At 72.9% G+C, this 22440-nt stretch carries 13 protein-coding genes; 7 read left to right on the top strand and 6 right to left on the bottom strand.

Features of this window, described 5'->3' with window-relative positions; all coding sequences use genetic code 11:
• Positions 1–147 precede the first annotated feature (147 nt).
• Together O0S08_RS28775 and O0S08_RS28780 are read right to left on the bottom strand one after the other, a co-directional pair.
• Positions 148–2103 (bottom strand): DUF4215 domain-containing protein, encoded by a 1956-nt coding sequence (locus tag O0S08_RS28775; protein ID WP_269032539.1) that lies wholly within the window; start codon positions 2101–2103, stop codon positions 148–150.
• Positions 2104–2546: 443 nt separating this feature from the next.
• Entirely contained in the window at positions 2547–2681 is a 135-nt protein-coding gene (locus tag O0S08_RS28780; RefSeq protein WP_269032540.1) for a hypothetical protein, read from the bottom strand.
• 444 nt (positions 2682–3125) lie between these two features.
• On the opposite strand from O0S08_RS28780, the gene O0S08_RS28785 reads away from it, so the two are divergent.
• Positions 3126–3506: a hypothetical protein gene (locus tag O0S08_RS28785; protein WP_269032541.1), complete on the top strand. Its 381-nt coding sequence runs from the start codon at positions 3126–3128 to the stop codon at positions 3504–3506.
• Positions 3507–3533: 27 nt separating this feature from the next.
• Here O0S08_RS28785 and O0S08_RS28790 read toward each other — a convergent pair whose 3' ends face one another.
• Positions 3534–5456 (bottom strand): IgGFc-binding protein, encoded by a 1923-nt coding sequence (locus O0S08_RS28790; protein WP_269032542.1) that lies wholly within the window; start codon positions 5454–5456, stop codon positions 3534–3536.
• 439 nt (positions 5457–5895) lie between these two features.
• Here O0S08_RS28790 and O0S08_RS28795 point away from each other — a divergent pair, with 439 nt between their 5' ends.
• Positions 5896–6426, top strand: coding sequence for a hypothetical protein (locus O0S08_RS28795; RefSeq protein WP_269032543.1), 531 nt, complete (start codon positions 5896–5898; stop codon positions 6424–6426).
• A gap of 381 nt (positions 6427–6807) precedes the next feature.
• A complete protein-coding gene (locus tag O0S08_RS28800; RefSeq protein WP_269032544.1) occupies positions 6808–8409 on the top strand; it encodes a M15 family metallopeptidase in 1602 nt (533 codons plus the stop codon).
• A gap of 270 nt (positions 8410–8679) precedes the next feature.
• On the opposite strand, the gene O0S08_RS28805 is transcribed toward O0S08_RS28800, so the two are convergent.
• Positions 8680–9639: a hypothetical protein gene (locus tag O0S08_RS28805; protein ID WP_269032545.1), complete on the bottom strand. Its 960-nt coding sequence runs from the start codon at positions 9637–9639 to the stop codon at positions 8680–8682.
• 208 nt (positions 9640–9847) lie between these two features.
• Positions 9848–11365, bottom strand: coding sequence for a S28 family serine protease (locus tag O0S08_RS28810; RefSeq protein WP_269032546.1), 1518 nt, complete (start codon positions 11363–11365; stop codon positions 9848–9850).
• A 264-nt stretch (positions 11366–11629) separates the two neighbouring features.
• Here O0S08_RS28810 and O0S08_RS28815 point away from each other — a divergent pair, with 264 nt between their 5' ends.
• Together O0S08_RS28815 and O0S08_RS28820 are read left to right on the top strand one after the other, a co-directional pair.
• Positions 11630–12766: an STAS domain-containing protein gene (locus O0S08_RS28815; RefSeq protein ID WP_269032547.1), complete on the top strand. Its 1137-nt coding sequence runs from the start codon at positions 11630–11632 to the stop codon at positions 12764–12766.
• Positions 12767–13598: 832 nt separating this feature from the next.
• Positions 13599–14147 (top strand): hypothetical protein, encoded by a 549-nt coding sequence (locus tag O0S08_RS28820; RefSeq protein ID WP_269032548.1) that lies wholly within the window; start codon positions 13599–13601, stop codon positions 14145–14147.
• 333 nt (positions 14148–14480) lie between these two features.
• On the opposite strand, the gene O0S08_RS28825 is transcribed toward O0S08_RS28820, so the two are convergent.
• Positions 14481–15971: a polysaccharide lyase domain-containing protein gene (locus tag O0S08_RS28825; RefSeq protein WP_269032549.1), complete on the bottom strand. Its 1491-nt coding sequence runs from the start codon at positions 15969–15971 to the stop codon at positions 14481–14483.
• A 59-nt stretch (positions 15972–16030) separates the two neighbouring features.
• Between O0S08_RS28825 and O0S08_RS28830 the strand changes: the two genes are divergently transcribed.
• Both O0S08_RS28830 and O0S08_RS28835 read left to right on the top strand, forming a co-directional pair.
• Positions 16031–16591 carry a hypothetical protein gene (locus tag O0S08_RS28830; RefSeq protein ID WP_269032550.1) on the top strand — a complete coding sequence of 187 codons (561 nt, stop codon included), beginning with the start codon at positions 16031–16033 and terminating at the stop codon, positions 16589–16591.
• Positions 16592–17276: 685 nt separating this feature from the next.
• Positions 17277–21749 (top strand): cation-translocating P-type ATPase, encoded by a 4473-nt coding sequence (locus O0S08_RS28835; protein ID WP_269032551.1) that lies wholly within the window; start codon positions 17277–17279, stop codon positions 21747–21749.
• The last annotated feature ends 691 nt before the right edge of the window (positions 21750–22440 follow it).

A 22440-nucleotide genomic window follows, 5' to 3' on the forward strand; every position in this document is an offset into this window, starting at 1 on the left:
GCGGGCACAGCCCATTCGAGACACACGAAGAGCGGCGCCGGGACCGCGTCCCGAACGCCGCTCTTGTGGGGCCGACACACACGTGCGATCGGCCGATCGCATGGAACATGTTTCGCCGAAGCGGCCTTCACCGCCCCGGCGCGCCGCTCAGGGGTTGAAAACGACCGTGAGCTCGGCGCTCTGCAGGGTGCCCGCGTCGCCGGCCATGCCGTCACCGACGCAGACCTGCCAGTTGCCCGCGCCCATGCTGCCGGCGAACGATGCGAAGTTCACGCCGGGGCCCTTGCCGGGGTTCGGCTTGTAGTCGCAGCGGAAGTCGTCCTTGCAGACGACCAGGTCGATGCCGATCGTGTTGCCCATCGCCTCGGCGTCGGTGGTCCCGGCGTCGCGGAAGAACAGCGGGAACATGGCGTTCGCGTTCGACGAGTCGCCGTTCCAGAAGCCGCCGTCGTCGGCGCCCTCGACCACGCCCGGGCTGCGCATCACGGTCACCACCTGATTGGCCGGGTTGACGACCTTGATCGTCAGGTCACCGATCCACGGGTGGGTGAAGCCGATCAGCAGCGTCACGTCCTTGACCGTGCCGTTGCCGCCGCCGGCGACGTTCATGGTGGTGCACGCCATCGTCGCGATGGTGCCGGTGTACAGGTCGTCGGGGATCGACTGGTTGAGCGCGTTCTTCTTGACGGTCTCGTTGGGCGTCTCGAACTGGCAGGTCGGGCTGCAGCCGTCGCCGGCGGCGGTGTTGCCGTCCTCGCACTGCTCGACGCCGATGTTGATGAGCCCGTCGCCGCACACGTTGGCCTTGCACATGGCCACGCAGCCGTCGGTCAGGTTCTGGTTGCCGTCGTCGCACTCCTCGACGCCCTGCTGGACGAAGCCGTCGCCGCAGACCGCGTTCTTGCAGGCGTTGGTGCAGGCGTCGGTCGACTCCATGTTGCCGTCGTCGCACTGCTCGCCGCCCTGCTTGAAGCCGTCGCCGCAGGAGGCCAGCTTGCACACGTTGGTGCAGCCGTCCTCGTTGACCACGTTGCCGTCGTCGCACTGCTCGACGCCGGCCTGCACCTTGGCGTCGCCGCAGATCGCGGTCACGCAGGTCGACAGGCACGCCTTGTCGTCGCCGTTGCCGACCCCGTCGTCGCACTGCTCGACGTTCTCGTGGATGAGGCCGTCGCCGCACTTGGCGTTCTTGCACTCGAGCGTGCAATCGCCGGTGTTGCTGTTCTCGGCCCCGTCGTCGCACTGCTCCGTCAGGCTGGCCTGGACGAACGCGTCGCCGCACTTCGGCTCCTGGCACAGGTCGGTGCAGCCGTCGTCCTGGTCGCCGTTGGCGCCGTCGTCGCAGACCTCCATGTCCTCGACGACCGCGTTGCCGCAGCCCTCGAGGACGCAGGTCGCGCCGCAGCCGTCGCCCTCGTCCGTGTTGCCGTCGTCGCAGGTCTCGCCCGGGCCGACGTCGCCGTCGCCGCAGACGTTGAGCACGCAGCCCTCGAGGCAGGACTGGCCCGAGCCGTTGTCCTTGCCCGCGTCGCACTCCTCGCCGCCGTCGGTCCACGCGAAGCCGTCGCCGCAGACGTTGCCCTTGCACTCGGGGGTGCACATCGCGTTGGCGCCGTTGCCGGCCCCGTCGTCGCACTCCTCCGTGTTGACCTCCTGCGTGAAGCCGTCGCCGCAGACCGCGCTGGTGCACGCGTTGGTGCACTCGTCGGTGTCCTCGGCGTTGGCGTCGTCGCACTCCTCGTTGAGGTCGACGTTGCCGTCGCCGCAGCTCGGCACCTTGCACTCGGCCGAGCAGGTCTCGCCGCCGTTGTCGCGGCCCTCGTCGCAGCCCTCGCCGGGGCCGACCTTGCCGTCGCCGCACACGTTCTCCTTGCACTCCGAGGTGCAGGCCGCGCGGTCGCCGTTGTTGGCCCCGTTGTCACACTCCTCGCCCGCATCGACGTTGCCGTCGCCGCACACCGGCATCGGCCCATCGGTGTCGCTGTCGGTGTCGGTGTCGGTGTCCGTGCCCGGCTCGGTCGTCGTCGTCTCGGTGGTGCCCTCGGTTGTGGTCGTCGGCCCGGTCGTCGGCACGGTCTCGGTCGGGTCCGGCGCGCTCGTCATCGAGCCGGTCGTATCCGTGTCCGTGGACGTCTCGGTATCGGACTCTGTCCCCTCCGTCGTGGCCGACGGCGTGCTCGGACACGCGCTCAGGAGCACAACCGGCGCCGCGCTCAGGAAATAACCAAGGATCTGCCGCTTCGAACAAATGCTTACTCGCATGGCGCGGACCATACCCTCGAGGTCACCTCGTCAACAGGGACATCCCGACACAAAAACGTGCCCCAATTGCGGCTCAGCGGCGGCTTCGCTACGCTCCACCGAGCAGTGTGCGAGCTGCTGCACACCCGCGGCTCCCCGACCTCGACTTTCGTGGGTGACAGGTCGACGACCGCTCTCATCCCTTGAAAGCGAGCACCGCTCCTGCCGAAGATCGGCGCGGCAATGACCCGAGCACGCCGTTTTTCCGCCGACCCGCGCGTCCATGGGACGCTCAGGGCGCCGGCTTACGGCGCCGATCGGACGACGAGCTCGGCCATCACCGGCTCGACGGGCGCCGCGACATCCACCGCACCGACCACCAACGCCTCGACGACCGCGACGTCGACCGCGGATGGCAGCGCGACGGCCTCGACCGCCACCGCGGTCTCGGCGTCGACGACCCCAGGATCACGACCACCGGCCCCGACCCCGACTCGACCCCCGACGACTCGACCACCGACGCCGAGACCGACTCGAGCAGCGGTCCGGGGGTGCGCGATCTCGGCTGTCCCGACGGCTTCTTCGCCGTCGATCGCGACCCCCCTCACCGGCGAATGCGGATGCAACGACTCCTGTGTCAAAAAGAGCGACGCTCCGATCGACGGCCCATTCGCCGCTGACTCGCGGGGTTTCGGCGACAATGGTGGCACCCACGACGACCGCGACGCCGGCGGCGGCTCCTCGGCTCCTCGCACGCGCCTCGCCGGCATCATGGCCGTCGACGGCACGAACCACAGCACCACCGGCGTGCCCGGCTTCGGCGGGGCGGGTGGCACCAATCCGGAAATCAACCCCGACCTCGCGGGCCTGAACCTGCAGCTCCATTGACGGAACACGACCCCGACGAACCCGCCGACGCCGAGCTCCTGTTCGAGGACCTCGCCGCCGATCTGGTCAGCGAGCGGCGCCACGAGCCGCTGCTGGCCCGCCTGTTCGCCGCCGAGCCCGGCGTCTGGCACGACCTCGACGACCTGGCGGAGGACCTCCCGCTCGTGCGCGACCGCCTGGCCGAGCTCGACGGCCTGCCGATTCACGTGTCGTGGATCGACCTGCCCGCCTCGATCCACGGCGACGGCTACTGCACGATCACCTTCTACTGCGAGCGCGGCCACCTCTACCGCCTGGCCCTCTACGATCGCGGCCGATTCGCCCGGACGCGCGGCGAACCCGGCCCGCCGCGGCCGCCGGGGCGCCTGCTCAATTGAGCACCGGGCAGGAGCGCGGCCGCAGGCTCACTGCGGCATGATCGTCACGTCGTTGATCGGCCGGAGCGCCGCGCCCGCCGGGTACGCGTACGACACGTTCAGCGTGTTGAACTCGACCGACTCCGGCGAGCCCCAGCCCCACACGGTCACGCCGATCGGGTTGGCGCTCGCGACCTCGTGGCGGCCGTTCGAGCACTGGCCGACGTCCTCGAAGTTGCCGGTCACCAGGTCGACGCGGGTGTACTCGTGCTCGTCGTCGACCATCGCCCAGCCGTCGAGCACGCCGGCGCAGCCGAGCGTCACGTCGGCGTAGGCGCCGTCCTGCTTGCGCCGCACCACCACCAAACTGGTCTCCGAGTAGGTCGGGTCGGTGAAGAACACGTAGCGATCGAGGTACTGCTCCGACGGGATCACGTTGACCCATTCGGGGTCGCCGCGGTTGTCGTACTGCTGCCCGCCGGTCATGTACCCGGCCAGGTAGAACGGGTGCTCGCTGTCCTGGCTGCGGACCGTGAACGGCCCGGCCGCCGTGAATTCGGCGACCTGTCCGAAAGACAAGGTGTCGGGCGCCCCCGCCGGCTTGGCCGGCTGCCACGTCAGCGTCGTCCCGTCGACCGTGCCCACCAGCCGCCACGGCGGCGTCTCCTCCAGGCCCATCGCCAGCCGGTTCTTGTAGCGCACCGCCACGTACGCGCTGCCCAGCGCCTTGATCGGCGGGATCTGCTGGTGCGCCCCGTCGCAGTACGACGCATCCACCGGCACGTTGAAGCAGCTCGCCCCGCCGAACACCCCGACCGGCTTGTTGGCGACCAGCGGCGAGCCCGTCAGCTCGGCCGACTGCGCGAACTGGATCGTCTCACCACGGGCGAGGTTGTACTTGATCGGCACCCCGGCCGCGCCGGCGGCGACGCCCGGTCCGCCGTCGATGGCGACCTTCGGATCGATCGTCACCTCGGTGCCGTCCTCGCCGGCGACGACCGCCCACAACGGCCGCGCCGCCGGCACCGCCACGCTCTGCGCATAGGCGTTGACGACCACGTAGTTGGTGTCCCACACGCTCGTCGGCAGCATCAGCGTCGCCGACGTGATCGCCACCGCGCCGCCGCCGTACGGCAACATCTGATACGCCGCCACCGGCCGGTCGGTCGAGATCCGGAAACCCTTCCCGCGCCCCGTCCCGGCCACCTCGGTCTCCGTCGCCACGCCCGCGGGCGCCGGGCAGTCCGGGTTGATACCTGTCCCTCGGGACAGGAACACAAGCGCCACCTGCCCCACCGGCAGGCCGGCCACCGGGTCGTACGGCGCGTAGCTGATGCTCTCGCCCTGGCCCTCGGGGATCCGCGTGAACCCGGCGACGTCGAGGCTCTGGCCGTCGTACTCGACCTCGATGTGGACCGGCTCGTCCCACGTGTTGGCCACGAAGACCGCGAAGCACCCGCCCGTCTTGGTCGTCTGCGTCTTCACCGCCCAGAACTCGCAGCCCTCGCTGCCCTGCAGCAGCGCCGCCGCCTCGCACGGCGCCAGCGGCGTGCACACGCCCTCGATGCAGTACGAGTCCTCCTCGCAGCTCGACACCGGCTGCCCGTCGCACTCGAGCCCCTTCAGATCGGCGGAGCACGTGACCGGCTCGCACGGCTCGCCGGTCGTCGGATCGGTCGTCGCGGTCGGCCCCTCGGTCGTGACCGCCTCGGTGGTCGTCGGCACCACCGCAGTGGTCCCCATCGAGTCGGTCCCGCCGCCCTCGGTCGGGGTCGTCCCGCCGATCGTCTCGGTGCCGGTCAACGCCTCGGTAGCCGTCGCCGTCACCTCGGTGGCAGTCATCGCCCCGACCGTCGTCTCGGTGGCAGTGCTGCCGCGGCTCTCGGACCCCTCGCCCCCCGCACAGGCGAACAGCCCCCGGACGCCGAAGGTGACGAGACAGAGCCTACCGATCCCGCGCATCCGAATCATGACCGCCAGTATGACACGGAGCGCGCGATCGCTGGCTCCCCGGGGCCAGTGGCGCCCCACCTGCTGCGTTCGCCGACGCCGGACGAACGACCGCAAGGTCGTGCGCCCCGGCCGCTGCATTCACCCATGAAGGCCTCCTCGGCCCCGGGCCACGACGACGATATGTCCCGAGGGACAGCCGGAACCTCACGCCGCCGCGCCCGGCCGAGCCGTCACGTCGCCGTGACATCGGCGAGTGCATACCTGTCCTCGGAGACATATCCTTCGAGGGCGCCACCCCGCGGGTCGTCCTCGCGGTCCGCCGACCGCCACCTGGAGCCCCGCGTCGAATGCAACGCCCGCGCGCTCGGGGCCGCGAGCGGTCTCTCACGGATCTGGACTCGCACGCGGCCTCCTGCGCCGCTTTGAATCGCTCGAACCACCGGGCGTATGGAGAAGTATGAGCGAGCTTCTTCTCCACCCCCTGGTGCAGGCGGCCCAGAGCTACGCCACCCGCGCCCACGCGGAGACCAATCACCTTTACGACGGCCGGCCGTACGCCAGCCACCTGAGCATGGTCGTCGATCGCGCGGTCGAGTTCCTCCACCTGCTCGACGACGCCGACCGCCCGATCGCCCTCGCCGGCGCCTGGGTTCACGACAGCATCGAGGACGCCCGGCAGACCTACAACGACGTCAAGAAGGCCACCAGCGAGGCCGTGGCCGAGGTCGCGTTCGCCCTGACCAACGAGAAGGGGCGCACCCGCAAGGAGCGGGCCAACGAGCGCTACTACGAGGGCATCCGCGCCCACGAGGTCGCCACCTTCGTGAAGATCTGCGACCGCCTCGCCAACGCCGGTCACTCGGCCAGGACGCAGTCGCGGATGCTCGACGTCTACCGGCGAGAGCAGGCCGACTTCCGCGCCGCCCTCTACAGCGATCGCTTCGCCGCCATGTGGGACGCGCTCGAGGCGCTGCTCGCCGCCCCGTGAAGTCGACGCGCTCGCTACGTCCGCCGCGTCGCTCCAGCCTCGATTGAGTGTACATGTCCCCAAGGACATGCCATCACTCGACCCTTCGCCCCCGCGTCGATGATAGGACCGAAGAGACAGGTCGTCCGCGCCTCTCTTCACCGCCCCGGCGGGCCGTCCCTGCCGCCTCTGCGAGCGCCGGCGTCCTCACGACCCCGCCGTCGGGTCCCGACAATCGGAGAACTCCCCTTCGTGTGAGCGCAGGGCCGCACGATTGCCCCGGCTCGCGTCGGCGGCCCACAGGCCCCAGTCGCCGGTGCATCCCCCCGATCTTTGGCGCACGTTCTGCGGACCTCGCGTTCCCCGCCCGTCCCCGACGGGCCCGTGATACGGTGGGCGTCCATGCCGACCGCGCCCTCGCTCCGACTCGCCGCACTCGCCACCCTGTGCGTGGCCCCGTCCGCCACCGCGCGCGCCGACGGGCCGCACGATCACCAGGACGTCTGCGAGCTGACGGCCCCGCCCGACGTCGCCGAGCACCCCGCGCCGGTCGACTGCGCCGAGAGCAAGGACACCGGCTACATGAGCGGCAACCCGTTCGAGATCACCGTCGTCCACATCGACGGGCGCCCGGTCGAGAAGCTCACCGCCAACGCCTACTGGGTCATGCGCGAGGCCGCCGCCGCCGCCGGCGTCGACATGCACATCAACAGCGGCTTCCGCACCATGTCCGAGCAGGAGTACCTCTACGGCTGCTACGTCAATTGCAACTGTAATGATTGCAACCTGGCGGCCAAGCCCGGCTATTCGAACCACCAGAGCGGCCACGCCCTCGACATCAACACCGCCACGCCCGGCGTCTACAACTGGCTCAACGCCAACGGCGGCGCCTACGGGTTCACCGAGACCGTCCCCGGCGAGCCGTGGCACTGGGAGTGGTGGGGCGGCGGCCCCGGCGGGGGGATCTGCGACATCAGCATCCCCCCGCAGGGCTACCTCGACACCGTCGATTGCGAGACCGTCTACGGCTGGGCCCAGGACCCCGACGCGCCCGACGCCGCGATCGACGTCCACGTCTACTTCAACGCCCCGGCCGGCGATCCCAACGGCATCAGCGTGGCGACCACCGCCAACCTGCACCGCGAGGACCTGTGCATGGCCCTCGGCTCGTGCGCCCACGGCTACGAGCTCGCCGTCCCGAACAGCCTGCGCGACGGCGCCACCCACCCGGTCCACGTCTACGGCATCGACATCGAGGGCCAGCAGAACCCGCAGCTGGCCCAGAGCCCGCTGTCGTTCACCTGCGCCCCGCCGGCCTTGCCGCCGGCCGTCCGTCGCCACGTCCCCGACCCGAACATCCTCGCCGCGTGGAAGTTCGACCTCTTCTGGCAGCTCGTCCACCTCGACGATCCGACCTTGCTGGCGATCCCCGAGTGGAACGCCATCGACCCCGCGCCGCAGATGATCCGCGCCGACGACGGCATCCCCGAGGTGTGGCTCAGGGACGGTGAGTTCCGCCGCCACATCCCGAGCCCCGAGGTCGCCGACAACTGGGACTTCGACCTCGGCACCGTCGTCACCGTCCCGGCCGCCGAGGTCTATGCAATCCCGCTCGGCACGCCCGTGTGGGACAAGCCGATCCTCGTCCAGGGCGCCGGGCCCGAGGTCTATCAGCTCGACGATCGTCAATGCGCGCCCGACAGCCGCGACCCCGAGTGCCAGATCGACGCCACCACCGGCGACGATCCGACCGGCGAGGCGCCGACCACCAGCGGTGGCGACGGCGGTCATGATTCGACGGGCGCCGACTCCGACGCGAGCACCGGCGGGAGCACCTCCGAGACCGCGGGGGGCCCGGCCGGCAGCGCCAGCAGCGGCACCGCCGGCAACGACCAGGCCGACGCGGGCGGTTGCGCCTGCCGCTCGGACGCCGGCGCGACCCCGCCGTGGGCGCTCGGCCTCCTGCTCCTCGGCGGCCTCGCCCGCCGCCGCCGTGTTCGATAGCGAGGACCTGCCGGTTCACTCGCGCGGTCACGCCGCGCGAGTGAACTGCGGCGAACGTGCAGAGCCCCGATTCATCGCGCCCACCCGTCGCGGCGGATCACCTTCGCCTCACCGACCGAGCGACGAGAGCCTCGCGGCCACTCGCACGTCGCGCCGCGCGAGGGAGCCGCGGCGAACGTGCGGAGCCCCGATTCATCGCGCGCCCACCCGCCGCAGCGGATCACCTTCGCCTCACCGCCCGTCCGGCGCTCGCCTGTCTCTCGGGACATGTCATTGCGCGCCGGCTCGCAGCCCGAGTTCGGCCTCCTCGACGGCTCGCCGCACGGCGTCCTGGAAGGTCGTCTCGACCGAGGCCTCGAGCACCAGTTCCGGCATCTTCGCCGCGAACGGGCGGCGGCACAGGGCGCGGGCCGCCGCGACGTCGACGAGCCACAGCTCGCCGACGGCCTGCCCGCCCGAGAACTCCTTGGTGTCCGGGTGGCGACGCGGCGGCTCGATCTGCTGCACTTGCGTCACGATCACGTGCGTCCACGGTCGCCGCTGCTTGCACGCGAAGTCTGCCTGCGGATCCGCGGAGTCGGGATCGACGCACAGCTCGAAGGCCGCGTCGTGGGGGATCACGCTCGTCCACGGTGGAATCGACGCTCCGGGCTCCAGGCGCCGGCCGTCGAGGTGGGCCGTGCCGTCCGCCGGGGCCGCGGATGCGCAGGTCTCGGGCGGCGGGGGCTGAGCCAGGGCGGTCTTCACGGCCGCCCGCGCGCGCGCGACGTCCTCGGCCACCAGCCCACGCACGTGGCGCGCCGCGTCGGCCGCCGGGTCTGCGCTGCCGACCGGGAGCGAGCGGCAGTCGTCGAGCTGGTACGCCTCCCCGAGCACGGCCCACGTCTGCCCGCGGCCGATGCACAGGTCGTGGCCCATCTGCCCCGACATGAATTCCGACGCCGTCAGCACGCGCGTGAGCTTGTAGCCGCCCGGGACGGCGACGAGCTCCCCGCTGCACTCGACGAGCGGAGCGCGACCGGCGAGGCCGCGGCCGGAGTGGTAGAAGTCGATGGCCAGCCAGCACGCGTCCTCGGCCGTCAAGGTCGCCTGGGTGCCGCGCGACGCCGCCTCCCTGGCCGATGCGGCGCGCTGCTCGTTCACCGCCTCGTGGCGGACCCACAGGGCGACGCCGACGCCGAGCGCTGCCAGCAATACGAGCGTTCCGAAGATCTTCAGCTTCCTCGTCATGGGGGCTCCGGACAGCGCCGGGCCGCGGAGTATAGGGGGCGACGCGCCTGCGGGGAAGATTCCGCGCGGCCGCTGGATCCTCGCCGAAGGGCTGTCCCTTGGGGCATGTCACCTCATGCCGTCGAGGACACCCCCGGCGTTCGCTCCGAAGAACCCCGGGCACGTCCGGGGCCTGGTCTGGAAGACGACCGATCGCGTATCCGCGCCGTCACCAGCCGAATTGCTGCAGCGTCTCGCGGATCGGCGCCGGGCGGACCAGCCCGTCGCTGCGCGCCCGCGTGCCCGCCCACGCCTCCACGGCCGCGACCGCCTGCGCCCGGTCGGCGTCGTCCAGATCGGCGATCAGCGCCCCGTGGTTCGTGCCCGGCGCGGTGAACAGGTAGGAATCGACCGCGTCGCCCAGCTCGAACGCCCCGGCCGTCCACGGGTCGCTCTCGCCGTACACGAACAGCAGCCGCTCGCCCGCGCTGGCCAGCCAATCGGCGACGTCCTGCGCCGCCGCCGGATCGTACGGGCCGGGCGTCTTCCCCGGCCCGGGCACGATGAAGTTGCGGGCCTCGTTGAAGCCGGGGAACAGCAGCAGGTCGGCGACCCCCGATTCGTCGCACTGGACCCCGCCGAGCTGCGTCGCCGCCTGCCAGTAATACGGTTCGACCCGCAGCAGGTCGGCGTCCGAGCTGGGCTCGCTCACCTTCTTGAGGAACGCCCACACCTCGTCGTCGCTGGCGACCGCTGTCGGCACCGAGGCGCACAGGCTCGCCGACTGGTACTGCCAGAACGCGAACGGCAGGTCGAGCGCCGCCGTCTCGAGCACCTCGTCGACGCCGAACAGCGTGTAGGTCGCGTCCACCGCGGCCATGCGCTCCAGCATCGCCGACCGCCGCAGCAGCACCTCGCGCTGCACGTCGCGCAGCGCCTGACGGCAGGCCTCGTCGCCGACCGTGGCGAGGAAATCCCCATAGCGAGGGTCGGACTCCTCGCGGCTGTAGGGCGCGACGTAGGCGATCGTGCCGTCGACGTCGTCCGGAAAGAACCGGCGGAAGTACAGCGCCGCCAGCCCGCCCTTGCTCGCGCCGGTGGCCAGCCAGCGGCCCGGGTACAGCGGGTGCAGGGCCGCGGCGATCCGGTGGTGATCGCTGGCCGCCTGGCGGATGTCGAGCTTCGTCCAGTCGGCCATGCTCGGCCGCGACTCTTCGAAGAAGCGGTGCTCCACGGTCAGCTGATTGGCCCCGACCATCGTCGCCGGCTCGCCGAGCGCCGCCTGCTTGGTGTTGATATTGTACCCCGCGGTCACGATCACCAGCGGCGCGTCGACGTCGCGGTGCAGGAGCGTCATGCGCTGATTGAAGCTCGGCCCGCCCTGCGCGTCGTGGTCGGCCGGCTGCTCGTAGAGCATCGTGAACAGGCGGTAGCCCGCGATCGGCGTCGGCAATTCGTCGACCCACAGGCCGTCGATCGCAGTCAGCTGCTCGAGGATGTCGACGTCGCCGCCGGTCGTCGTCGTCGGCTCTCCGGTCGTCGTCGTCGGCTCCCCGCCGGTCGTCGTCGGTTCGCCGGTCGAGGTCTCGCCGGTCGTCGTCGTCGTCCCGACCTCGCCGGACGGATCCGGCCCGGCGGCGGTCGACGTCGTGCCCGCGTCGGTCTCGCCGCCCTGGCCGCCCGGCGCGTCGCAACCCGCGGCCTGGAGGAAGATGACGATTGCGAGCGAATGATAAGAGAAGCGCATCGCCGCAACATATCACGCCATTCGCCGCAGACCGCCGGCGCGGACCCCGTTCCCTCGCTTTCCCGCGCTCTTCGGGCGCGCCCGCGAGGCTCTCCGCAATCCGTGCGCCAAGCCCCGGCCACCGCCGATTCCGCCCTCCTGTCGCCAAACCGTATCGTTCACGCCCGGCGAGCCGCGCGCACGCGCACGGGAGCTCCCCGGTACGCCCCCGCAGACCCCACGGGACGGCCCGCGGACGCGCTAGCCTCCCGCACACACCGCCGCATGGCCACCGACTCCGTCTACGTCCCCGAGGATCTGGCCATGTTCGACGTCCTGAGCACGCCGGTGTGGATCGTCGATCTCGAGCGCGGCCACCAGTGGTGGGCCAACCTCGCGTGCGTGCCGATGTGGGGCGCCGTCGACCGCGAGCGGCTGCTGGCCGACAGCGCGGCGAGCCCGTCGCCCTCGCCGACCTCGCGGCTCCGCCTCGACGCCCTGCGGGCCCGCTTCGAGCGCGGCGAGCGGGCCGTCGATCGCTGGACCCTCTACCCCGAGCACACCAGGCCGTTCGTCGCCGAGTGCCGGCAGCAGGGCATCCGGATCGCCGAGCACCGCGGCGAACCGGGTCGGCTCGGCATGCTCGTCGAGGCCCGCGTGCTCGGCGAGGGCGAGGCCGAGCTGCAGGATCGCCGCGGCATCGAGGCCCTGCGCTACCTCGGCGAGCTCGTCTCGCTCTACAGCGAGGCCGGCGAGGTCCTGATGCGCAACCCCGCCGCGGTCGCGGCGCTCGGCGATCTGCCGGCGGGCGACGCCTTCGCGACCGGCTTCGTCGATCCGGCCCAGGCCCACGCGCTGCGCCGCCGCCTCGACGCCGGCCCGCAGCGGCTCGACGTCGAGCTCCGCACGCGGACCGGCGAGCGCTGGTACGACACCACGGTTCGCAGCACCCTCGACCCGATCACCGGCGCACCGGCGCTGCTCGTCACCCAGGCCGACATCACCGAGCGCCGCGCCCACCTCGCCGAGCTCGAGCGCAACCGCCAGCAGATCGCCGAGCAGGCCGACGCCCTCCTGCGCCTGGCCGCGCCCGTGATCCGCGTCGGCGCCGGCGTCCTCGCCCTGCCCCTGATCGGCGCCCTCGACCGCCGCCGCGTCGACCTCGCCCTCGCCGCCCTGCTCGACCACACCGGGCGCGGCCGCGTCGACCGCGTCGTCCTCGACCTCACGGGCGCCGCCGTCGACGACCCGGACGTCGCCGCCGCCGTGCTGCGGATCGTCCGCGTCCTGCGCCTCCAGGGCGTCGCCCCGGCGCTCAGCGGCGTCCCGCCCGCCCTCGCCAGGGCGATCGTCGGCGCCGGCATCGACCTGTCCGAAGTGCCATGTCATCAGACCCTCGAGCACGCGCTCGCCGGAGCCTGACGAGGGCCGGCATCGACCTGTCCGAAGTGCCATGTCATCAGACCCTCGAGCACGCGCTCGCCGGAGCCTGACGAGGGCCGACGTCGACCTGTCCGAAGTGACATGCCATCAGGAGCACGCGCTCGCCGAGGTCTGACGGCGCCGACGTCCACCTGTCCGAAGTGCCATGTCATCAGGAGCGCGCGCTCGCCGGGGTCTGACGGCGCCCACGTCTACCTGTCCGAAGCGCCATGCCATCAGGAACACGCGCTCACCGAGGTCTGGAGGCGCCGGTATCGACCTGTCCGAAGTGCCATGTCTCCAGGACCCGGGAGCGAGCGCTCGTCGGGCCTGACTGTGCCGACGTCGACCTGTCCGAGGCGCCATGTCATTGCATGACCTCATCGACATGTCTCCCAGGACATCCTCGGAGGCATTCAGGGCTCGGCCGCCCCGCCCTCGTCGGCCGTGAGCACCCGTCCTGCGCGACCCCGTCGACGCGCCCGTCGCCGTCGAGGTCGCCGACTCCGCTCACCCGCGGGCAGCGGGAGCGGCGGGCCCAACTCGGGCCCGCCGCGGGGCGGCGGCCCCCTCGCCGGCCCTCGCGCCGTCGGCCCGTGGCGATCGCCGTGACCTGTCCCCAGGGGACGCGCCGTCCTCCCACGTCCCGCCGGCGGCCGGCTCGCCCGACGCGCGCGACCCTCTCCAGTGAAGCAATGTTCTGCGCGCCGGCCCCGGCGCCGCGAGCCGGCCGAGCTCGCCATGGCCGGCAGTGCTCGCCGCTTCGTGCACCGCGGCGTGCTGTCGCGCATGAAAGGTCAGCAGGGCGGCAGGACCTGCTAGACCTGCTGTCATGTCGAAGACCTTCTCTGGCGAGCGCTGCGTCCCTTGGCTCTATTCCCAGGCGGGCGTCCGGGTCGAGGGTGAGCCGAAGCCCGTCGCACCGGCCGTCGACGAGGTCCGCGCCCGTGTCCCGCGAAAGGCCGCGCTCGGCCTCAAGTTCGGCGGCCTGGTCGGCCTGTTCGCCGCCTCGATGGCGCTCATGGCCGGCGCACGCCCGGCCAAGGCCGAGGGTCAGCCGGCGCCGGCCGCCTCGGTGCGAGCCATCGCCGGCTACACCCTCGGCGGCCTGAGCATCGCCTCCTTCGTGGTCGGCCGCCGCCTCGACCGCAGCGCCCCCGCGCTGGCCGTCCTGTGCGCCGCCCGGGGCGCCGAGCTCGACGACCACCAGCTCAGCGCCCTCGCCGGCGACGCCCGCAAGCGCCTCGCGGACGCCTCCTTCCCCGAGGGCCAGGTCTGGCTGATCTCCGAGGCCCCGCTCGCCGCCGAGCCGCGGGCCGACGCCGACGCCCTCAAGATCCGCTGCTTCGCCCCGGTCCAGGGCCGCATCGTCGAGGTCTGAAGCGCCTGACTTCAAGGACACGTCAGCCGCGGGCGAGGCCCTCAAGATCCGCTGCCTCGCCCCGGTCCAGGCTCGCATCGTCGAGGCGCCTGACTTCAAGGACACGTCAGCCGCGGGCCCAGGCCCTCAAGACCCGCTGCCTCGCCCCGGTCCAGGCTCGCATCGTCGAGGCGCCTGACCTCAGGGACACGTCAGCCGCGGGTCGACGCCCTCAAGACCGCTGCTTCGCCCCGCACCGTCGAGGTCCGAGGCGCCTGCCTTCTGGGACATATCCCAAGAAGCATGCCCGTTCGGGCAGGTCCTTAAGGACATGTCCCTGCGACCCTCTCTCCCTCAGCAGCCATCGGCGACGTCCGTGAGCATCAGGCTGGCGGCCGGCTCGACCGTCTGGTAGCTCGCGTCGGGGTGGTGCTCGACGCAGCCGCCGACCACCGTCCCGGCGGCGTCGTCGTCGAGGTCGAACACGATCGTGTCGGGGTCGTCGTCGACGAAGCGCGAGTCGGTGACCGTGAACTCCCCCTGCGGGTTGCCGTGGACCTGCGCCTGCGTGCCCGAGCCGCCGCGCTTGTGCGGATCGAGGCCGACGCACTGCTCGAGCGCGATCTGGCCCCACAGCCGGAAGTTGCGCTTGTTGTCGGCCGCGACCGCGCGCACCAGCGTCGTGTCGGTCGACTTGAGGTCGTAGCCGCCGTCGGTGTTGCCGGCCGCATACGTGTCCTCGAAGCGGATCGCGTGGTTGTCGCGCTCGGTCGAGAAGCCGTCGGCGTTCCAGTAGCCCTCGACGTCGACCTGCCGGTGGTTCAGCATCACCGCCCGCCGCAGCGTCACGTGGTGCGCCTCCTCGTACAGGGTCACCCCGGTCGAGAACGACTCGAACGGCTGCGCCTCCGAGTCGCCGAACACGTCCTCGAGCAGGACCTCGTTCGTCTGGTACTGCAGGCGGGCGACCGCGCGGGCGTAGCCGCGGACCGACACGTCCTTCATCACCAGGCCGGTGATCGACGCGTCGGTCTGGCCGCCGCCGACGTAGTCCTCGAGCAGGCGATGCACGTTGGTGGCGACGATGTTGTCGAGCAAGAGTCCGCTGATCGGCTCGGCCACGCGCCAGCAGCCGTTGCCCTGGTCGGCGAAGCCGAGGTTGACGAAGTGCAGGTGGTCGGCCCCGCCGCTCAGGCGGAACACCGTCCCGCCGATCGCCCCCTCGGCCGTCCACGGGTTGGCGCGCGTGCCGACGATCCGCGGCCGCCCCGGCGAGTGCCAGTCCGCCCCGACGCCGCGGACCACGATCGGCGCCTCGGCAGTGCCGCCGCTGGTGATGAACAGCTCGCCGCCGACCTCGTAATCGCCGGCGTGGATCCACACCTCGTCGCCCGGCGCCGACGCGGCGATCAGCGCCGGCAGCTGGCCGAGCCCGGCCGCGTCGTCGACGCTGTCGCCGCTGCCGCCGCCTGCGGGCGCGATGTGCCGGACCACCCCCGCCGGCCCGTCGCGCAGCCCGCCCTCGCCGAACAGCTCGAGCGCCGACAGCAGCGGCATCTCGCTGCCCGGCGCGCGCACCAGCTCGACGTCGAGCCACTCGTCGGCGGTGATCGCGAACGTCACCGACCCGCTCGAATCGCCGGCCGTCAGCGCCGACACGTCGATCGGCTCGCCGACCGTCGCCCCGTCGATCCACAGCTGCACCAGCCGCGTCCCCGACCCCTGCGACGGCCCCGAGAAGTGGAGCCGCAATTGATACGACCCCGGCAGGATCGGCACGCTGTAGCGCAGCTGCCCCGTCCCGCCCATCAGCTCGGGCGGCTCGACGCGCCCGCTGGCGAGCACCTCGCAGCTCGGCCGGCACGCTCGGGCCGGCGACCACCGCGTCGGCGGCGAACACCTGCGTGTCCGGGCTGGCGCGGTACGGCGACTCCGGCCCGTCGTCGGCCAGGAACTCGCCGACCGCCGGCCCCCCGACGTTGATCCGCAGCACCGGCGGCCCGAGCTCCGGACCCGGCTCGCCCGTCGTCGCCGCGGTGGTCGGCTCGCCCGTCGTCAGCGTCGGGTCCGTCGTCGTCGTCCCATTCGTCTCTCCGCCGCTCGCCGTCGCCTCGCCCGTCGTCGGCACCACCCCGCTCGTCGTCGCCTCGCCGCTCGTGCCGGTGGACATCGTCGACGCATCGCCCGTGGCCGCCTCCGTCGTCGTCGCCCCCTCGGTCCCTGCCGCCGGATCGCCGCCGCACGCCGCCAGCCCGAACCCCAGCGCCCAGCTCGCCCTCGTCCGCTTCCGCCTCGCCGCCATGGGGAACATGGTTCCCGCCGGCTCCCGGGCCTGTCAACGAGTCGCCGAGAACCCTCACCCGCGGGCCGCAGGCCGCGCGCGTGGACGACATGGGACATGTCCCCAGGGACATCCACGATTCACCTGTCCTCTCGGACATCTCGACGGGCGCCGGCAGCCTTGAGCTGTCCCGAAGGCCATGGCCGATCCGCGCCGCCTGCCCTGAAGGCCAGATCACGGCGCGACCGCGAGCGCGCGGCGCGGCCTGCCGCGCCGCCCTCCCCCGGCGCGATCGCCCGCCGCGGGCGCCTCTGCCGACGCGAACGGCTCCGACCATGCAGGCGGTCGTCGGCTGCCGGGGCCCGTCGCCGCCCCTGCGCCGCGAAGCAGTCGCCGGTGCAGGCATCGTCGCGACGTGCATCGCCGCGCCCGGTCCTGCGCGGATGCTCGTGTCGACCGCCACTCCGAATCCGTCGACCTCGGCGCTTCGTGTGCCGGGGCGTATTCGTCGCTGCTCGACCGCCTCGAGCCGCTCGAGTGCGACGACAGCCGGCAATGGTGGGTCCTCAAAGGCGAGCCCGAGGGGTACGCCTGCGCCGGCGAGACGTGCGCTTCGACGCCGAGTGCCCGGCCGCTGGTTCGACCCGAAGTGACGCATGTCCCGAGGGACAGCCGCACCTCGGCGCGGCGCATATCCGAAAGGCCATGTTCCATGTCGCCCTCGAGCCCGCTGGCATCACCCCGTCGAGCTCGCCGCGCGTGCGGCGACCCTGTCCGACGCGAGCCGACCGCGCCGCAGCACCTGCGAGGCCCCGCCGCCGCGCCGCGAAATTCCCCGCGCCGCGGCCGAGTGGGCCCATCTTTCGCGTGTGGGCCTGTTCGACCGCCTCGCCTCGATCCCGCCGCTGCGCTCGCCGTCGTGGCTGCGCACCGCGATCAACCTGTTCGGTCATCGCCATCGGCGGACCTGGACCGACGGCGCGCGGGCCCACATCGAGCTGCGGTCGCTCGACGAGGCCGACTTCGTGCGGTTCGCCGACGCCGTCGAGGCCACCTTCGAGGGGCTCGGCGGCGTCGGGGCCGTGCGGATCAACGGCCTCGTCGGCCGCGCCATCCTCGACTACGACGCGAACGTCTGGACGCCCGAGACCCTGGCGCGGATCGTCGACGCCATCGAGCTGCGCCTCGGCCTGCACGACCTCCCGTTCGCCGAGATCATCCCCGACTACCCCGGCGATCGCGAGCCGCTGCTGCGCAAGGCCGTCGACCTCGGGGCCGACGCCTTCGGCGTGGTCCTCGGCAGCGCCCTGCGGATCGTCGACTTCGCCCCGACGCGGGCCGGCTTCGACCTCGCCGCGCTGATGACCGTCGTCGACAACACCCCGCGGCTGCGCAAGTTGCTGGTCGATCGACTCGGCGCCGCCGCCACCGAGGTCGGCGTCGGCATCACCAACGCGGTGGTCCAGGCCGTCGGCGTCGGGCCGATCGGCCTGCTCGTCGACATGGTCGTGCAGACCGTCAAGCTGCGGGCCGAGCGGGCCCGCGCCGCCGCCTGGACCGAGCGCGAGCCGGAGCTGTGCGGCGACCCGCGGGCGCCCACGCGGCTGGCCCCGGTGCCCGCGCGCGAGCGGCCGGTGCCGCTGCCAGACAGCATCATCGAGCGCTACGCCGACGACGCCCTGTTCGCCTCGCTGGGCGGCTTCGTCGTCGGCATCGCCGACACCCACAACCTCGAGTCCGCCCTCACCCCGCTGTTCGGCGGCCTGCCGAAGGCCGCCTTCTACGGCCGCACGATCTTCGCCGCCGAGCTCGGCGTCGCCCTCGGCCGCCGCCGCTGCCTGGTCCTGCGCAACGCCGCCGTGCGCCTGCTCGACCGCGTCGACACCCTCGTCGTCGACGCCCGCGCCATCCTCACCGACGCCCGCACCATGGCCGGCATCGTCCCCGGCCCCGGCGTCGTCCGCGAGCCGGTCGTCCACCACGCCGGCATGTTGTTCAGCGAGGACGACTGGTCTTCGGTACATGTCCACGAGGACTGGTCGATCGGCCCGCCCGCCGCCCTCGCCCCGCCCGACTGGGGCGGCCCGCTGCGCGCCGCAGTCGACGCCTGGACGGGTGACTCGCTGCTGCTCGCCCGCCGCGGCGAGCCGGTCGCGGTCGTCCACCTGCGGCCGGCCCTGCGCCGCGGCGCCGACGCCCTGCTGGCGGCGATCCGTCACTCGCGCCTGCACTTCGTGCTCGCCTGCGACGACCCGGCGCTGGCGCGCGTCCTGACCGCGCACGAGCGCGTCGGCCCGGCGCACCTGGTCGACGCAGTCGACGGCCTGCAACGCCACGGACGCGTCGTCGCCGTGCTCTCGCCGTGCGATCGCGTCGCCCTCGCCGCCGCCGACGTCGGCCTCGGCCTCGCCCTCGATCCGACCGACCCGCCGTGGACCGCCGACATCCTCCTGCGCGACGACCTCGCCGACGCCACCTTCCTCGTCGACGCCTGCATGGCCGCCCGCCAGGTCGCCGAGCAGAGCGTCGTCCTCGCCGGCGTCGGCGCCGCCCTCGGGGCCGCGCTCGCGCTCGGCGGGCTCAAGAAGACCCGGCCGCAGCAGGTCATGCTCGCCACCTACGCCGCCAGCGTGGTCGCCCTCGCCAACGGCCTCCGACGAGCTGTCCTTTTGGCCAGGCGACCGCCGCCGCCCGCCGTCGACCCGACCCCGTGGCACCGGCTCCCGCCCGACCTCGTGCTCGCGCGCCTGGGCGCCAGCCTCGACGCCGGCCTGTCCGACGCGCTGGCGCGGGAGCGCCGGCGCGAGCCGCCGCGGCTGGCGTCGCGTCCGGTCCGCCTCGCGCGGGCCGTCGCCCACGAGATCGTCAACCCGCTGACCCCCGTGCTCGTCACCGGCGCCGCGCTCTCGGCCGTCACCGGCTCGTTCCTCGACGCCGGCCTCATCACCGCGGTGTTCGGCTTCAACGCGGTCATCGGCGGCGCCGAGCGCTACCAGGCCGAGGGGGCCATCGCCGCCCTCGCCGACCGCGAGCGCCCGGCCGTCCGGGCCCTCCGCGGCGGCCACCTGGGCCCGATCCCGGGCGACGAGCTGGTCGAGGGCGACATCATCGAGCTGCACGCCGGCGAGGTCGTCCCGGCCGACTGTCGCCTCCTCGCCGCCGACGACCTCGAGGTCGACGAGTCGAGCCTCACCGGCGAGTCGCTGCCGATCGCCAAGGACCCCGCGCCCTCCTACGCCGCCGCGATCGCCGACCGCAGCAGCATGCTGTACGAGGGCACCGCGATCGCGGCCGGGGTCGCGCGCGCCGTCGTCGTCGCCATCGGCCCCGACACCGAGGCGCGGCGCGGCCTGTTCGCCCTGCGCGAGCTCAGCCCCGAGACCGGCGTCGAGGCGCGCCTGCGCAAGCTGACCGAGAGCACCCTCCCGATCGCCGGCCTCAGCGGCGCCCTGCTCGTCGGCGCCGGCCTGTTCCGCCATCAAGACATCCACAGCCTCATCGACCTCGGCATCAGCATGACGATCGCCGCCGTGCCCGAGGGTCTGCCGCTGCTCGCCACCGTCGCCCAGCTGGCGGCCTCGCGGCGGCTGTCGGAGCGCGGCGCGCTGGTCCGCAACCCGCGGACCGTCGAGGCGCTCGGCCGGCTCGACGTCCTCTGCGCCGACAAGACCGGCACCCTCACCGAGGGCCAGATCCTCCTCCACGGCCTCGCCGACGGCGAGCACATCGTCGCCCTCGACGACGGCGAGCCGCCCGAGTGGGCTCGCGCCCTGCTGGCCGCGGCCCTGCGCGCCTCCCCGCCCACCAACGGTCGCGACGTCCTGCCGCACCCGACCGACCGCGCGGTCGTCGACGGCGGGCGACGGGCCGGCATCGTCCCCGAGCAGGGCGTGCCCGGCTGGCAGCGCCTGCACGAGATGCCCTTCGAGCCAGGTCGGGGCTACCACGCGGTCCTCGGGACCACCGACGCCGGCCTGCGGCTCACCGTCAAGGGCGCGCCGGAGGTCGTCCTGCGCCGCTGCGACCTGCCCGAGGACCAGCGCGCCGTCGTCCTCGCGCGCGCCGAGGACCTCGCCGGCGAGGGCCTGCGGGTGCTCGCGCTGGCCGAGCGGCCGGCCAGCGAGGAGCGCGACCTCGACGACGCCCGCATCGATCGCCTGCGCTTCTGCGGCTTCATCCTCCTCAGCGACCCCCCGCGCGCCTCCGCGGCCGACGCCATCGCGCGCCTGCAGGAGGCCCGCGTCGACCTCATCATGATCACCGGCGACCACCCGCGGACCGCCCGCCGGATCGCCGATCAGCTCGGCCTCCTGGGCGGGCGCCGGATCCTCACCGGACCTGAACTCGAGGACATGTCCGATGAAGCACTCGACGCCGCCCTCCCGGACATCGGCGTGATCGCCCGCGCCACCCCGGCGCACAAGGTGCGGATCGTCAAGGCCCTGCAGGCCGCCGGGCGGGTCGTCGGCATGACCGGCGACGGGGCCAACGACGCCGCCGCGATCCGCCTCGCCGACGTCGGCATCGCTCTCGGCGCGCGCGCCACCCTGGCCGCGCGCGACGCCGCCGACCTGCTGGTCGTCGACGAGCGCATCGACACCATCGTCGACGCCATCGCCGAGGGCCGGGCCATGTGGTCGGCCGTGCGCGACGCGGTCGCCATCCTCACCGGCGGCAACCTCGGCGAGATCGGCTTCTCGCTGGTCTCCGGCCTGTTCGGCGGCGCCCCGCTCAACGCCCGCCAGCTGCTGCTCATCAACCTCCTCACCGACGTCGCCCCGACCATGGCGATCGCCCTGCGCCCGCCCGCGCCGGAGAGCCTGCGTCACCTCCTGTCCGAAGGGCCAGAAGTCGCCCTCGGCGAGGCCCTCGACCGCGACATCACCCTGCGGGCGATCACCACCGCCGGCGGCGCCGGAGCGGCGTGGATGGCCGCGCACGTGCTCCCGGGCGGCCGCCGCGGCGCCTCGACCGTCGGCCTGCTGGCCCTCGTCGGCAGCCAGCTCGGCCAGACCCTCGTCGCCGGCAAGCTGAGCCGCGCGGTCGTCGTCACCAGCGTGGGCTCGCTCGCCCTCATGCTCGCGGTCGTCGAGACCCCCGGCCTCAGCCACCTGTTCGGCTGCCGCCCGCTCGGCCCGATCGGCCTCGGCATCGCCGCCGCCTCCGCCACCACCGCCACCGCCGCCTCGGTCGTCGGCCCGCCCCTGGTCGCCCGCGCCCGTGCCCACCGGGCCAGACGCCGCCCCCGCCCCGAGCCGCCCGTCGACGTCGAGATCCGCCTCGGCAAGTCGGCCGAGGCGCCGCGGATGCCCTGCACCGCTCGCGCCGTGAATGTCCCTTGAGACATGTGATTCCGCGCCGTCCTGCGTCGCGCCACGCTCCGAGGCCACGGGATCGCCGCACGCGAGGAGCGGCCGTCGCCGGCCGCACGTACATGTCCCATGAGACATGTGATTTCGCCACGCCCCGCGACGCGCCCGACGCACCGGCGGCCGCCGGTCGCAGTGCATGTCCCATGAGACCCATGATCTCCCGGCGCCCGTCGTCCCGCCGTGATCTCGACCTCCCAGGGGTCGCCAGGCGTGACCGGCCGCGCGGCGCGTGAGCCCTGCTCCGCTCGCAAGTGCATGTCTCATGGGAACCATGATTCTTGCCGCCTGCCTCGCTGCTCGACCTCGCTAGCCACCCAGTGCGACGCTCAGGGATCGCACCGGTCGCGTTCCGTGCGCGAGGCGGCGAGGCTCGACCGAAAGCACGCCCCGGCCTCGCGGCCGAGCCTCACCTTTCGGACCCGCAATGCTCGGGCCCTCGCCCGCCGCGCGGCTCACCCCCGGCAGCGCGGCCGCGGACCTGTCCTCCTCCCACGATTGCGCGCCTGTATCGCGCCGCACGCCCGGCGCCTCCGCGCATGTCCTTCGGGACACATGCACACAATGGCCAGGGACGCCCGCGGAGCGACCCTGCGCTGCGTCGCCCGCACCCGCGGACGGGTGGCCTCACCCGCGAACACGCGATCGAGTGAACCGTGGTTCG

The organism is Nannocystis punicea, assembly GCF_026965555.1.
In the GTDB taxonomy this organism is placed as follows: Bacteria; Myxococcota_A; Polyangia; order Nannocystales; family Nannocystaceae; genus Nannocystis; species Nannocystis punicea.